9 protein-coding genes and 1 pseudogene are annotated in these 15137 nt (G+C 68.6%); 2 read left to right on the plus strand and 8 right to left on the minus strand.

From position 1 onward, the window contains the following. Positions 1-66 precede the first annotated feature (66 nt). The 3 genes and pseudogenes from BN3385_RS22115 to BN3385_RS22125 all read right to left on the minus strand — a co-directional run bounded on the left by BN3385_RS22115 (position 67) and on the right by BN3385_RS22125 (position 7215). Positions 67-2739, minus strand: a complete 2673-nt coding sequence (locus tag BN3385_RS22115) for a circularly permuted type 2 ATP-grasp protein (protein WP_059022306.1) — start codon at positions 2737-2739, stop codon at positions 67-69. A gap of 88 nt (positions 2740-2827) precedes the next feature. Continuing rightward, positions 2828-6142, minus strand: coding sequence for a transglutaminase family protein (locus BN3385_RS22120; protein WP_059020029.1), 3315 nt, complete (start codon positions 6140-6142; stop codon positions 2828-2830). A 61-nt stretch (positions 6143-6203) separates the two neighbouring features. Then, a pseudogene (locus BN3385_RS22125) lies at positions 6204-7215 on the minus strand (DUF389 domain-containing protein). A 41-nt stretch (positions 7216-7256) separates the two neighbouring features. Between BN3385_RS22125 and BN3385_RS22130 the strand changes: the two are divergent. Next, entirely contained in the window at positions 7257-7547 is a 291-nt protein-coding gene (locus tag BN3385_RS22130; RefSeq protein WP_156432848.1) for a hypothetical protein, read from the plus strand. Positions 7548-7554: 7 nt separating this feature from the next. Here BN3385_RS22130 and BN3385_RS22135 read toward each other — a convergent pair whose 3' ends face one another. The 4 genes from BN3385_RS22135 to BN3385_RS22150 all read right to left on the minus strand — a co-directional run bounded on the left by BN3385_RS22135 (position 7555) and on the right by BN3385_RS22150 (position 12988). After that, entirely contained in the window at positions 7555-10446 is a 2892-nt protein-coding gene (locus BN3385_RS22135; protein WP_059020033.1) for an MMPL/RND family transporter, read from the minus strand. Then, positions 10443-10874, minus strand: coding sequence for an MmpS family transport accessory protein (locus BN3385_RS22140; protein WP_059022308.1), 432 nt, complete (start codon positions 10872-10874; stop codon positions 10443-10445). The genes BN3385_RS22135 and BN3385_RS22140 overlap by 4 nt, the downstream gene beginning before the upstream one ends. Positions 10875-11138: 264 nt before the next feature. After that, positions 11139-12470, minus strand: a complete 1332-nt coding sequence (locus tag BN3385_RS22145; RefSeq protein ID WP_059020035.1) for a hypothetical protein — start codon at positions 12468-12470, stop codon at positions 11139-11141. Positions 12471-12505: 35 nt separating this feature from the next. After that, on the minus strand, positions 12506-12988 hold the full coding sequence (locus BN3385_RS22150; protein ID WP_059022310.1) for a winged helix-turn-helix transcriptional regulator: 483 nt from the start codon (positions 12986-12988) through the stop codon (positions 12506-12508). Positions 12989-13083: 95 nt separating this feature from the next. Here BN3385_RS22150 and BN3385_RS22155 point away from each other — a divergent pair, with 95 nt between their 5' ends. Beyond that, on the plus strand, positions 13084-14268 hold the full coding sequence (locus BN3385_RS22155; RefSeq protein ID WP_059020037.1) for a thiolase family protein: 1185 nt from the start codon (positions 13084-13086) through the stop codon (positions 14266-14268). A gap of 52 nt (positions 14269-14320) precedes the next feature. Here BN3385_RS22155 and BN3385_RS22160 read toward each other — a convergent pair whose 3' ends face one another. Next, positions 14321-15088, minus strand: a complete 768-nt coding sequence (locus BN3385_RS22160) for an SDR family oxidoreductase (protein WP_059020039.1) — start codon at positions 15086-15088, stop codon at positions 14321-14323. Positions 15089-15137: the final 49 nt, after the last annotated feature.

The raw sequence follows: 15137 nt of genomic DNA on the forward strand, positions 1-15137 counted from the left end.
CCCGAGTCGCTTCGCTCCAGCCCGCCGTGCCCATTCCCCCGGTCGCTTCGCTCCAGCCCGCCGGCATTAGGGCACCACCCGGCGCTGGTCCGGTCCCCACAGCGGCTGCATGCCACCGGGCAGCGACAGCTGGGTCCGGGTGATGATGTCGGACAGTTCGCGCAGCCCGATCTCCACTCCCTTGAGCAGCCCGTCCAACTCGGCGCGGCGGCCCTCGTCGTCGACCTCTTCCAGATCGGCCGGGTCCAGCCGGCGCAGCCGGGTGCTGACCTCGTCGACCAGACGCTCGGGCCGCGAGGAGCCCGACGCACCGGGCAGCGCCCGCAGGTCGGAGCGCAGCCGCTCCAGCTGGAACACCAGCGACCGCGGGTTCTCCCCGTCGAACAGCACGAGGTCGGCCACGGCAGCCACACTAACCTTGCCCAGATTGCGCCGGCGGTAGAGCACCGAGGACTCACAGGCCACCAGGGCGGACTCGGTGATGGTCTGCTCGGCGCCGGGGCTGCGTTCGATCGTCAGGGTGGCCCGCAGCAGCGCGGTCAGCCCCAGCCCGCGTTCGATTCGCTTGCCGATGTCCATCATCATCCAGCCGGCGTCGTGAACCATCGACTCGGCGGCCACCCCCGACAGGGCCAGCATGCCGGCCAGCGTCTGCTGCTGGGCAGCGGCCAGCTGGGTGTCATCGGAGACCCGCGAGCCGCGTTGCGGGGACGGCGGCGAACCGGCCTGCTGCGCCAGCGCGCGCTCGACACCGCCGAGCACCATCCAGGTGTCGTTGGACATCTGATCACGCACCGCCCGCGCAGCCAGGCCCAGCCCTTCGATCGACTGCGTCAGCGATCCCGGCCGTTGCCGGTCGGCGGTCAACGACCACATGGTGCGCTGGGCACCGGCCACCGCTTCGGCATAGGAACCCGTTGTCCCGGAGTCGGTTCCGGTGATCTGGCCCAGTGCGTCGAGCAGCACCGGCACGCACTCGCTGCCTTCCATGTCCTGGCGGTAGCGGTATTCGTGGTAGCGCTCGCGGGTGACGATGAGCAGCCGGGCCAGATGCTCGGCACGTTCGGCGTAACGGCCGATCCAGAACAGGTCGGACAGCACACGCGGGGAACTGATGAACCGGGTGCCGCTGGGCAGTTCGACCGACGGGATGGTGATGGTCTCGGCCTTGGCGCGCGTTGGCGGGCGCACCCAAAGATCCTTGGCGGCAACACTGTTGAGCTTGTAGGCGGCATTGCCGGGGGCCAGCACGTAACCGAGGCCGCCGACCATCGGGGCGTAGCCGCCGCGCTGGGACACCGTGAACAGCCGCATCCCCACACTGGCCGCCGACAGCTTGCCCGGATAGTGGTCGGTGGGTGCCGAGGAGAACTGCGGTAGCTCCTGGCCCACCCACTGCCAGGGCTGGGCCTCGATGCGGGCGGCGAGTTCCTCGCGCTCAGCCGTCGACAGGGCCGGGCCCACCACCGTCTCGGCGCCGACGGTCGACCTGATCAACAACGACGACAGCCGCGACACCAGGTGCTGGCGCTCCCGATCGAACCCGCCCCAGTACAGCTGCGGGGTGTCCAGCAGCGGCTTCTCCCCCAGCAGCCGTTCGGCCAGCTGGGGTAGGAACCGTTGCAGCCCTGGGCTTTCCAGGATTCCGGCGCCGAGAGTGTTGACCACGGTGACCGCACCGCGCCGCTGCACCTCGACCAGCCCCACCACCCCGAGGCGCGAGTCCGGCCGCAGGTCCAGCGGATCGGCGTACTCGGCGTCCACCCGGCGCAGCACCACGTCGACCCGTTTGAGGGTGCCCAGCGAGCGCATCCACAGCTTGCCGTCGCGGACCACCAGGTCGGCGCTCTCCACCAGCGGGAAACCCAGCACCGAGGCCAGGTAGGCCTGATCGAAGGCGGTTTCGGAATGGATACCGGGTGAGAGCACCACCACCACCGGATCCTCGGCGGCCTCGGGCGCGGCGTCGATGAGGGCCAGCCGCAGCGCCTGGGCGAACGGCGAGACCGGCCGCGGGCCGATCCGCTCGTAGACGTCGGGGATGGCGTGCGCGACCACCCGCCGGTCGGCCACGGCGTAGCCGGCCCCGGACGGCGCCTGGGTCCAGTCCGCATTGACCAGGAACCGGCCGTCGGCCGCCCGGCTCAGGTCGCAGCCGTGCAGGAACAGCTGATGACGGCCGGGGTTCTCGATACCGCGGGCCGCCCGGATGTAGCCGGGGTGGGCGAACAGCAACTGCGGCGGCAGGATGCCGCTGGTCAGCGCCCGGCGCTGGCCGTAGAGGTCGGACAGCACCGCATCGAGCAGCCGGGAGCGCTGTACCACGCCGGCTTCCAGGACGTCCCAGTCGGCCGCTGACAGCAGCAGCGGGATGCCGTCGAGGTGCCAGGGACCGGGCATCGAGATGCCCTGGCCATTGGTGACCGCCTCGCCGTGCCGGTCGATCTCGATGTAGGTGATGCCGTCGTTGTCGACGAGTCCGCGCACCACGCCGCGCAGCCGGTCCAGACCGGCCCGGCCGCGCTCGCCGATCAGATCGCCCAGCTCCTGCCAGGACGGCCGGATGGTGCCGGTGGCGTCGACGAACTCGTCGTAGCCGGTATCGCCAAAGGAGCTGGATCCGCCGCCGCGCAGGTCGAACAACGGCTCCTGGGCCCGGGCGGCCCGATACCCGGCCAGCAGGCGGTCCGGGTCATGGCTGGGCCGGCTGAGGTCAGAGCCGGCAGCCGACAGCGACAACGGCCCCACCTCCTGTTTCAACCCGTTCAGTAACTCTGCAAACCTACGGTTGGCTCCGCCCCGGGCAACGCCCGGGTCGGCGACCCCATCAGTTCTGCAGCACGGTACGCACCCGGCGCAGGTCGAGGATTCCCGGCGCGCCGACATCGATGGACTGGCGGGCCTGCTTCTCACGGATATCGGCCACGTCGACCTTGCCCGGGGTGAAGCCGGTGGCCTCGAAGCGGCGGCCCCGCCGCGACTCGGCCTCGACGGCGTTGACCGGCGGGCTGTCGTAGGCCCGGCCGCCAGGGTGCGACACGTGGTACGTACAGCCGCCCCGCGACGTCCCGGTGGCGATGTCGACCAGTTCGAAGCGCAGCGGACCGTCCACGGTGATCGTCGGGTGCAGGGCGCTCGGCGGCTGCCAGGCGCGGTAGCGCACCCCGCCGACCTGCACGTCGGGGTTGTCGGTGGCCAGCATCGGGATCGGGTAGCCGTTGCAGGTGACGATGTGGCGCTGGCGGTCGGCCCCGATGGTGCGCACCTGGATGCGTTCCACCGAGGAGTCGACGTAGCGCGCAGTGCCGGTGCCGGTCGATTCCTCGCCCAGGGTGTTCCAGGGTTCGATCGCCCCGCGCAACTCGATCTCGACGTGGTCGAACACCGCCGTGCCGACCCGCGGGAACCGGAACTCGGTGAACGGGTCCAGCCAGCTGGTGTCGAAGTCGATCCCGTGCGCCCGCAGCTCGGCACACACATCGGCGATATCGTGAATGATGAAGTGCGGCAACAGATATCGCCCATGCAGGTTGAGGCCGTGGCGGATCAGGGGCGCCCGCAGCGGCTCGTCCCAGAACCATGCCACCAGGGAGCGCACCAGCAGCGACTGCACCATCGCCATCTGGAAGTGCGGCGGCATCTCGAACCCGCGCAACTCCAGGATGCCCAGGCGCCCGCGGGAGCTGTCCGGGCTGTAGAGCTTGTCGATGCAGAACTCGGCGCGGTGGGTGTTGCCGGTGATGTCGGTGAGCAGGTGGCGCAGGGCCCGGTCTGTCACCCAGGGCTGGGGGGCACCCGACGCGGTCAGGCGGGCGATCTCGGAGAACGCGATCTCCAGTTCGTAGAGCGCCTCCGAACGGCCCTCGTCGACGCGGGGAGCCTGCGACGTGGTGCCGATGAAGCGCCCGGAGAACAGGTAGGACAGGGCGGGATGGCGCTGCCAGTAGGTCAGCAACGACACCAGCAGGTCAGGCCGGCGCAGCAGCGGGGAATCCGCCGGGGTGATACCGCCCAGGGTGATGTGGTTGCCGCCGCCGGTGCCGCCATGGGTGCCGTCGACATCGAAGGATTCGGTGGACAGCCGGGCCTTGCGGGCCTCCTCGTACAGCGTCTCCAACTGCTCACGCTGCTCGGCGAAACTGGCCGAGGGCGCGACGTTGACCTCGATGACACCCGGGTCGGGGGTGATCGACATCGACTCCAGACGGGCATCCGACGGCGGGCCGTAGCCCTCGACCACCAGCGCGCAGCCCACCTTGGCGGCGGCCGATTCGATCCGCGCGATGAGGTCGACGAAATGCTCGAGCTTGTCGGTCGGCGGCAGGAACACGTAGAGCACCCCGTCGCGGACCTCGGCCACCATCGCGGTGGTCGGCGAGGTCTCCGGGTCCTCCAGGACGGCGTCGCCGCTCTCCGGGTCCACCGGCAGCTCGTAGGAGCCGCTGGCGATCGGGTCGTCGTGGAATGATGTGCGCGGCGGGCGCCAGCTGATCGAGTTCAGCGGCAGCCGCAGTCCGGCGGGCGAGTCACCCTCCAGCAGCACGATGCGGCCGCGGCGCAGCCGCCAGTCGGCGCTGGCCCATGCGGAGTCGTCGTCGCGGCGGTGCACGGGCAGCACGTAGGCGGCTGGTTCGGTCACCGACTCCTCGAGCCGGGCCAGCAGCGCCGAGCGGGCCTCGGGCGCGTCGTCGGCCAGATCGTCGTCGCCCTGCACCGCTTCACCGGCCGGCAGTCGCACCTCGGCGGCCAGCCGGCTCAGCGGGTCCTCGTAGGCCGCCCGCACCTGGGTGGCGGGCAGTCCGAGGCTGGCGGCCACCCCGGCCAGCAGCTGCTCGGCGGCCTGCGGGTCGGTCTCGGAGCGGTCCGGCCCCCAGGGATCGGCCAGCAGTGCGGGGTCGCTCCACAACGGCTGACCGTCGCGGCGCCAGTACAGCCCGATCTGCCAGCGCGGCAACGGCTCTCCGGGGTACCACTTGCCCTGGTTGCGCTGCACCAGACCCTGCGGTGCCCAGACCGCCTTGAGCCGGGCCGCCAGCGCCGAGGCGCGCTCCCGCTTGTGCGGGCCGTCGGCAGCGGTGGTCCATTCCTCGTCGACCTGATTGTCGATCGAGACGAACGTGGGCTCACCGCCCATGGTCAGCCGCACATCGCGGTCGGCCAGGCGCTGGTCGATGCGCGCCCCCAGGTCGGTGATGGCCGCCCAGGCCGCGTCGGTGTAGGGCAGCGTGACCCGCGGGTCCTCGTGCACCCGGGTGACGGTGTTGGAGAAGTCCAGCGTGGTCTCAGCGACCCCGGTGGCCCCGGTGATCGGCGCCGCCGAGGACGGATGCGGGGTGGCGGCCAGTGGGATGTGCCCTTCCCCGGCGAACAGCCCCGAGGTGGGGTCCATACCGATCCAGCCGGCACCGGGAATGTAGACCTCGGTCCAGGCATGCAGATCGGTGAAGTCGGCCTCCGGGCCCGACGGGCCGTCGAGCGCCTCGACGTCCGAGGACAGCTGGACCAGGTAGCCGGAGACGAATCGGGCGGCCAGGCCGAGCTGGCGCAGCACGGACACCAGCAGCCAGGCCGAGTCTCGGCACGATCCGATGGCGCTGCGCAGGGTGTGGTCCGGGGTCTGCACACCGGGCTCCATCCGGACGCTGTAGCCGACGTCGGCGTTGACGGCCCGGTTCAGCGCGACCAGGAAGTCGATGGTCCGGGTGCCCGGTGGGACGCTGAAGTCACGCACCCAGGAGGTCACCAGATCGCCGGGGCCGGACCCTTCCTCGCCTTCGTCGACGGGCCGCAGGTAGGGCTCGAGGTCGTCCTTGAGTGCCTTGGGGTAGGTAAAGGGGTAGGTCTCGGCCCAGTCCTCGATGAAGAAGTCGAACGGGTTGATGACCTTGAGATCGGCGATCAGCCCGACCTTGATGCTCAGCTGACGGGTGCGGCTGGGAAAGACCAAGCGGCCCAGGAAATTGCCGAACGCGTCCTGCTGCCAGTTGATGAAGTGGTCGGCAGGCTCGACTTCCAGCGAGTAGGCCTCGATGGGCGTGCGGCAATGCGGGGCCGGCCGCAGCCGGACCACGTGCGGATACACCTCGACCAGCCGGTCGAACGTGTAGCTGGTTCGGTGCTCGAGCGCCACTTTGATGCCCATAGGCCGCAATCCCATCACAAGAGAAACGGGCGCGCAGGGCGCACGCGTCAGCGGGCGGGCCTTACTTGGCGGGAACGCGCGGCTGCCGGCCCGCATGCCGGCGGCGAACCGACAGCACCAGCACCCCGGCCACCGTGATGCCGACCAGGTTCACCAGCAGCTGGGCGGCGGATTCGGCGGCGATGTCCCAGTCCCCCACCGACGCGGCGACGACGGCGAAACCTGCTGCGGGAACGGTGGTTACCGAGATGAACACCCCGACCAGCGCGGCGGATTTCGCCGAGACGAGTGAGAGCATGCCCGCCGCACCGGCCAGCAGCGCGACGACAAATGACAGCGGGCCGACCTGGAAGATGAAGTCGACCTCATTGAGCTGGCGGGTGCTCTGCAGCTGGATCCACCCCAGTGCCTCACCGCCGAGCACGAACGCGGCGGTGGCTGCCATCGCCACCGGGAAGCCGACCAGCAGCGCGATCGAGCCCCGCCGGGCCAGATCCGAGCACGAACGCGGCGGTGGCTGCCATCGCCACCGGGAAGCCGAACAGCAGCGCGATCGAGGCCCGCCGGGCCAGATCCATCCGGCGGCGCACCAGGGCGACCGCCAGCGCGGCCAGCGGGCCGAACTCCGGGCCCACCACCATCGCACCGACCACGGTGACCGGCGAGTCGGTCACCACACCGACGGCGGCGATCATGCAGGCCAGGCACAGGAACAGCAGGAAGGTGACGTTGAGCGTGGATTCCTCGCGGGTGCGGGCGGCCAGTTCCTCCCACACGATCGCATCCCCGGGATCGCCATCGGCTTCCTTCTCGGCGCGGTAAGCCGCCGTGGACAACACGGTGTCGACGACGTCGAGGGTGATGGCGCCGCGGTGGCGCAGACCGAGCGCCTTGAGATCGTCGACCACCTCGTTCGCGCTCTCCCTGGCGATATCGGCGGTGATCTCGTCGCCTTCGGGTTCCAGGGCGGCGCCGCGATGCACCACGATGTGGGTGACGCCCACATGGCCGCGCAGGACGCCGACCACATCGTCGGAGAGCTCCTCGGGTGCGATCACGCGCAGATGCAGCACAACGGCGAGACTACTTCGCGGTGGGTGGAACAATCAGTGCCGTGACTCGCTGGGTGCCGCAGTGGTTGCGGCCGTGGCTGGCCAGACGGTGGTTCGTCACCGCGCTGGTGCTCGTCGTGTTCGCACTTCTCGCCGTGGTGTTCATGCTGACCTCTGAGCGCAAGGACTCGTCCTACTGGGCGGGTTACACCGACGGCCAGCGCTGGGTGCACGAGGGCGGTTATCAGGCCCGCGAGGAGTCGATCACCGTCAACTGCCGTGGCCAGGCTGCCGCGCACAGCGGACAGTTCGAGCGCGGCTGTGTCGACGGCGCGCGCAACGCCATGAAGTGATGCCGGCCTAGGTGTCGGCCGAAACCGCCTGAGCGGGAGCAGTATTGGGCTGCGGCCACGGCGAGGGCGCCGGACGTGGCCGCACCCGCTGCGGCCACCAGAACCAGCGGCCCAGCAGCGCGGCGATCGACGGTGTCATGAACGACCGGATCACCAGGGTGTCGATCAGCAGGCCCATACCGATCGTGGTGCCGACCTGGGCGATGATGGTCAGCTCACTGAACGCCATCGCCGCCATCGTCACCGCGAACACCAGGCCGGCCGAGGTCACCACCGACCCACTGCCGCCCATCGCCCGGATGATGCCGGTGTTGATCCCGGCCCCGACTTCTTCCTTGAGCCGGGCCACCAGCAGCAGGTTGTAGTCCGACCCCACGGCCAGCAGGATGATGGTCGACATCACCAGCACCATCCAGTGCAGCGGACGGCCGATGAGGTCCTGCCACACCAGCACCGACATGCCGAACGAGGTGCCCAGCGACAGCAGCACGGTGCCGACGATCGCCGCGGCGGCCACCACCGCCCGGGTGATGATCAGCATGATGATGAAAATCAGGCACAGGGCCGCGATTCCGGCGATCAGCAGGTCGTAGTTCGCGCTGTCCTGCATGTCCTTGAAGCTCGCCGCGGTGCCGGCCAGATAGATCTTGGAGCCCTCCAGCGGAGTGCCCTTGATAGCCTCGAACGCCGCATTCTTGATGGGTTCGACGTGGCTGAGGCCTTCCGGCGACATCGGGTCACCCTCGTGGGAAATGATGAACCGCACCGCGTGACCGTCCGGCGAGATGAACATCTTCATGCCGCGTTTGAAGTCGGGGTTGTCGAACGCCTCCGGCGGCAGATAGAAGGAGTCGTCGTTCTTGGCCTCGTCGAAGGCCTTGCCCATCGCGCTCTGATTCTCCTGCTGCGCGGCCATCTGGTCGTACATGCCGGCCTGCGTGCTCTGCATGGTCAGCTGCATGGTCCGCATCGACTTCATCGTCTCGATCATCGGCGGCATCAGTGTGCGCATCTGAGCCGTCAACAGGTCGAGCTGATGCAAGTTGGGCACCAGGTTCTGGAAGTCGTCGGTCATCGTGTCGATGCCGTCGAGGGTGTCGAAGACCGAGCGCATCGACCAGCACAGCGGAATGTCGTAGCAGTGCGGTTCCCAGTACAGGTAATTGCGGATCGGCCGGAAGAAGTCGTCGAAGTCGGCGATGTGGTCGCGCAGCGTCTGGATGTCGGCCAGCGTCAGGTCCATCTTGCCGACCATGCTGTGGGTGGTCTCGTTGAGCTCGCCCATCAGGTCGTACATCTGCTGCATGGTGTTGATGGAGACGTTCATGTCGTCACCCATCTTCAGCATGTCCTTCATGCGGTCATCGAGGTACGACTGGTTCATCGTCTGCGTCGTGCCCTGCATGCCGAGCAGGAACGGGATCGAGCTGTGCTCGATCGGCGAGCCCTGCGGGCGGGTGATGGTCTGCACCCGGCCGATACCCGGGGTGTGGAACATCGCCTTGGCCACCCGGTCGATCACCAGGAAGTCCGCCGAGTTCCGCAGGTCGTGGTCGCTGACCAGCATGAGCAGTTCGGGACTGAGGCGAGCGGCCGGGAAGTGCCGTTCGGCGGCGGCGAAGCCCTCGGCAGCCGGGATGTCCGCCGGCAGGTAGTGCCGGTCGTTGTAGTCGGTGTGGTAGCCGGGCAGCGCGAGCAGCCCGACCAGGCACAGTGCGGTGGTGGCCACCAGGATGGGCCCGGGCCAGCGCACGACGGCGGTACCGATGCGCCGCCAAAACCGTTCGCGAGAGGCACGTTTGGGCTCAAGGCGACCGAAGCGGCTGGCCACCGTCACCACCGACGGCCCCAGTGTCATGGCGGCGGCGACCACCACGAGCATGCCGATGAACAGGGGTATACCCATCGAACTGAACATCGGACTTCGGGTGACGTGCAGGCACAGCATGGCGCCGGCGATGGTCAGGCCCGACCCGATGATGACGTGGGCGGTGCCGTGGAACATGTCGTAGTAGGCCGACTCGACATCGGCGCCCTTGGCGCGGGCCTCCTGATAACGCCCGAACAGGAAGATCACATAGTCGGTGCCCGCGGCGATGGCCAGCATGGTCAGCAGGTTGACCGCGAACGTCGACAGCCCGATCAGATGGTGATAGCCGAGGAAGGCCACCACGCCACGAGCGGCGGCGAGTTCCAGGAACACCATGAACATCGCGAGCAGAACGGTGACGACCGAGCGGTAGACGAACAGCAGCATCACCGTGATGACGCCGAAGGTCAGCAGGGTGATCAGTTGCAGGCTGCGGTCACCGGCGATGTGGGTGTCGGCGATCAGTGCCGAGGGCCCGGTGACGTAGGCCTTCACCCCGGGTGGCGCCGGAACGCTCTCGACGATCGCCTTGGCCGCCTCGACCGACTCGTTGGCCAGCCCCTCGCCCATGTTTCCGGCGAGATAGACCTGGACGTAGGCGGACTTGCCGTCCTCGCTTTGCGCACCCGAGGCGGTCAGCGGGTCGCTCCAGAAGTCCTGAACGTGCTCGACGTGCTTCTTGTCGGCGTTGAGCTTGTTGATGATCTCGTCGTAGTACTTGTGCGCCGGATCACCCAGGGGCTGTTCGCCCTCGAGCACGATCATCACCGAGGTGTTGGAGTTGAACTCCTTGAACGTCTTGCCGATCGTGTTCATCGCGATCGTCGAGGGCGCGTCGGGCGCCGCCATCGGCACCGACTGTTCCTGACCGACGATCTCGATCTGGGGCACCACCACATTGGTGATGACGGTCAGGGCCAGCCAGGCCAGGATGATCGGGACCGACAGCCAGCGAATCCACTGGGCGATGTGCGGACGCTTGCCGTGCTCGTCAGCCTGCGGTCGTTCGTCTTTGTTCAGGGTGATCATGCGGACTTGACCAGACAGAAGGTCTGGGCATTCACGCCCGTCGACGTCTTCTGGTCCTTCAGTTCACCGTTGACGGTGATCCGGCAGCTGATGGTGTCGCTGTCGCCCTGGGCCACGATGTTGGCCGAGGCAGCCGGCGCGGTGGTGGTCAGCGTGAGCGACCACGGCAGGGTGACGTCGCGGGCGATCTGCGGGGTGGCGTCGAGGTCGAGGTAGTTGATCGTGGCCACCGTTCCCGGCGGGCCGTCGATTTCGTAGACCACGGTCTTGGGGTTGAACGGCTTGGTGTCGTTGGCCAGGCCGCTGCCGGGGCGGGTGAGTTCGGTCTTGCCGAAGACGCCGTGCAGTCGGTAGACGGCGAAGCCGGCGATGGCGACGACGATCACGATGACCAACGGCAGCCACACCTTGCGCAACCCGTGGAGCACCCCGCCACGCTTCTTCTTGGTCTTGGTGGCGTCGGCCTTACCGGCGGGCTGCGCCGACGGCGCGGGCTCGGGCTGCGAGTGCGCGGAGGTATAGGTCTGGCTGTCGAGACTCATGCCTTGACCCCCTTCGCTTCCTGCAGATCAGCCTGACGCGGTCCCACGGCTGCAGTTAGCACCGCTACATAGTAGAACTAACCGTTGTTCGATCCTAGCCCGTGTGACTAGCGTCATGGGTTGTTCACGGGTTCGGCCCAGCTCACAGCACTAGAACAGGGTCGCGGTGATTCCCATGTCCTTGAGGGCCTGGTCGAACTGTTCGGCCAACTCTTCCTTGGTGTTGGGTCCACCGGCCCGCCACGACTGCGCGAGCACCAGGATCGTCCCCGCCATCCGGATCGACGCCACCATCAGCGATCCACCCATCTCGTCGAACTGCTCACGAGTGGTGGGCCACTCCACACCGCGAGCCCAGAACGAGGTGGCCTCGCCGCCGTCGATGCGGCTCACGTCCTCGGGGATCTCACCGACGTTCGAGCAGCCCACCGACTTGTCGACGCCCTGAGCCATACCGCCGAGCCGGCGCAGCAGGCGCTTGGAGGTCAGCGGGATCAAGGGCAGCGGCGCGATCAGCTTGTTGCTTTCCTTCTCAAGGCTCTTGAACCCTTCGCGGACGCTGGTGCGCAGACCGGTGAGGCTGGTCGTCACCTCGTCGGGGTTGCCTTGGATGGTCATCCCGGTCAACGCGTTGGCCCGGGTGTCGGTCAGGGTCCGCTCGCTGACCGGGAAGTTGATCGTGACCAGGCCGTCGGGTCCGATCCGGCCGCGCGCCTTGCCCAGCCGGGTGGCGACCGCGGCCACCAGGGAATTGCTGGTCCCGCCGAGGCTCGCGGCGTGGGCGTCCCACACCTCACAGGGCACGTAAGCGGCCACCGTCGGGATGATGGTCAGGTCTTTGGCTCCCGGCGAGTGGTCTACCGGCGGCTTCTCGCCGGGTGCCGGCTTGGGCCCCGAGCTCTCTTCGCGGCCCAGCTTGATCGCCGCACCGAGGGCCGTCTTCATCTCCGGCAGGGCTCGGACGATCTCGCGGAGGTCCTCGCGCAGCGCACGCCCGCGGGGGCGGGATCGCGGCGGCGGGTATCCCAGATCGATCTTGTGGCCGTGCAGCGCCGCCACGACGGACAGCACCGCCGCGCTCCCGTCGGCCACCGAGTGCGACACGATCAACGTCACCGCACCGCCACCGTCGGTGAACGGCAGGACCGCCATCCGCCAGGCCGGGCCGTGCTCGGGGTCGATCGGCTTGTACATCTGCTCGTCGAACCAGGCCAGCATCTCCTCGCGCGGCCTGGGTGCGGGCGCGACGTCGAGGTCGGCCTGGTGCGCTGCGGCCACCCAGCGATGCCGCCCGAACGGCAGCGGCGAGCGCTCGATCAACCGGCCGAGCAGGGTGTAGCCGAGATTGGCGTGCAGGCGGCGCAGCGCGTCGATATCAATGGGCCGGTCGTAGATCCAGCAGAACTGCTCCTGCGGGCTGTGTCCGAGGGCTCGCAAGCCCAGAAAGGACGCCTGATCGATGTAGGCCAGCTGGTTGTCCACCGGATCATGCTAGACGCCGGTCGGGCCAACTCGGCTCAATCACCACCGCTTCGGCGCCGCACCGAAACCCCCAGCTCGTCGGGCGGTACCGGATGCCCCTGCGCACAGCGGATTTCGACGGTGGCCTCGGCGCCGCAGCCGACGTGGGTCAGATGCAGCCGGGTGTCGTCGGGCAGATGGCGCTTGCCCCACTCGAACATGCCCCACACCACCGGCATCAGATCGGTGCCCGCCTGGGTCAGCACGTATTCGTCACGCACCCGCTGGCCCGGCTCGCGGTAGGGCTGCCGGGTCAGCAGACCGGCCTCGACGAGCTCGGTCAGTCGTGCGGAGGTGGCCGCCTTGGTGATGCCGACCCGGCGGGCGAAGTCGTCGAAGCGGGTGGTGCCGTAGTAGGCCTCCCGCAAGATCAGCATCGCCGATTTGGTGCCGACGACAGCCATGGTCTTCTCGATCGGGCATCGCCCCACGGCCGACCAGCTGGCCCGGTCGGTCAGGGGCCCTTGCAGGACTGTCACCGACGTCACCTTTCGTCTGGGTTGTTCGAAGTATACCTAGGTGGTATAGCTAGGTATATAACACAATACTCAGCGAAGAGTTTCAGGAGGACCTCATGACCGGATCGTCAGGACGCGACGCCGTCATCGTCGCCGCGGTGCGCACACCGGTGGGCAAGGGCAAGCCCGGCGGGGCACTGCACGGTGTCCTACCCGCCGACCTGCTGGCGCACAGTCTCACCGCGCTGGTGACCCGCGCCGGGCTGGATCCGGCCGAGGTCGACGACGTCATCGCCGGCGCGGTGACCCAGGTCGGCGACCAGGCGGTCAACATCGCCCGCAACGCACTGCTCGGCGCCGGGTTCCCGGAGTCGGTGCCCGGCACCACCGTCGACCGTCAGTGCGGCAGCAGCCAGCAGGCGATCAGCTTCGCCGCCCAGGGCGTGATCGCCGGCGCCTACGACATCGTGATCGCCGCCGGCGTGGAGTCGATGAGCCGGGTTCCGATGGGATCCTCGGTCCTGCCGGGCAGCGACCCGTTCGGGGTCGGGTTCGCCCACCGCTACTCCGAAGGCCTTGTACCCCAGGGCATCAGCGCTGAGCTGATCGCGGCGCGCTGGAACCTGTCCCGCGCCGAACTCGACGAATTCTCGGCGGCCAGCCACGACAAGGCCGCCCGCGCCACCAAGGACGGGCTGTTCGACAACGAACTGGCACCGGTTGCCGGCCTGCAGACCGACGAGATCATCCGCCCGGGAACCACCGTCGAGACGCTGGCCGGACTCAAGCCGGCGTTCTACAGCGAGGCGGTGGCCCAGCGGTTCCCGCAGATCGGCTGGAACATCACGCCCGGCAACTCCTCTCCCCTGTCCGACGGCAGCGCCGCGGTGCTGATCACCACCAGCGAGGTGGCGCGGTCACACGGGTGGAAACCGTTGGCGCGCATCCACACCACCACGGTGGTGGGCTCCGATCCGCTCTACATGCTCACTGGGGTGATCCCGGCGACCGAGAAGGTGCTGGCGCGGGCCGGACTCACGATCGCCGATATCGACCTGTTCGAAGTCAACGAGGCCTTCGCCCCCGTGGTGCTGTCGTGGGCCCGCGACACCGGTGCTGACCTCGCCAAGACCAACGTCAACGGCGGGGCGATCGCGATCGGACATCCGTTGGGCGCCAGCGGCGCCCGCATCATGACAACCCTGGTCAACGCACTCGAACAGCGGGGCGGTCGCTACGGTCTGCAGACGATGTGCGAGGGCGGCGGCATGGCCAACGCCACCATCGTCGAACGGCTCTAAGGCGCGACTTCGGCGCGCTTACCGTCGCCTGGCGACGGTAAGCGCGCCGAAATCACCCGCCCATCATCGAGCGCACGGTCGGCCCGGCGGTCCAGCCGCCGTCGACGGCGATCTCCGATCCCGTGGTGTAGGTGGCGTCGTCGGACAGCAGGTACGCGACCGCGCCGGCGACCTCCTCGGCAACACCCACGCGCTCCATCGGCGCACCGGGAAAGTTGCCCTCCCCCACCTGAATTCCGATGCCGGACGTCATCGGCGTGTAGACCATGCCGGGGTGCACCGAGTTCACCCTGATGCGGTCGGGGCCCAGCTCGACGGCGGCCACTTTGGTCAGGCCGCGCACACCCCACTTGGAGGCGCCGTATCCGGCGGTCAGGGCCAGGCCCATCAGGCCAGCGGCCGAGGAGATGTTCACGATCGACCCGCCACCGGCCGCGCGCATCGGTGCGATGACGGCCTGCATTCCGTTGAACACACCCACCAGGTTGACCTCGAGCACCGACCGGAAGTGGTCGACCGGTTCGTGTTCGATGAACTGCCCCGTCGACACCCCGGCGTTGTTGACCAGCCCGGTCAACGACCCGAACTCGGCGAGGGTGAAGTCCACCACGGCCGTCCAGCGCTGCCGGTCGGTCACGTCGAGGCTGATGTAGCGGGCCGCCGATCCCAGCTCCGCGGCGGCTGCGGCGCCGTCGTCGTCGAGGACGTCGGCGATCACCACCTGACCGCCGCGGTCGACCACCGTGCGGGCGAAGGCGGCGCCCATCCCCCGCGCACCGCCGGTGACCACGACGACCTTGCCGTGCAGTGTGTCGGTCATTGAGTCCCTTCCTCTGTGCCAGCTTCTCTGTTCGAGCGATGCCCACCTG

The organism is Mycobacterium sp. M26, assembly GCF_001494595.1.
In the GTDB taxonomy this organism is placed as follows: Bacteria; Actinomycetota; Actinomycetes; order Mycobacteriales; family Mycobacteriaceae; genus Mycobacterium.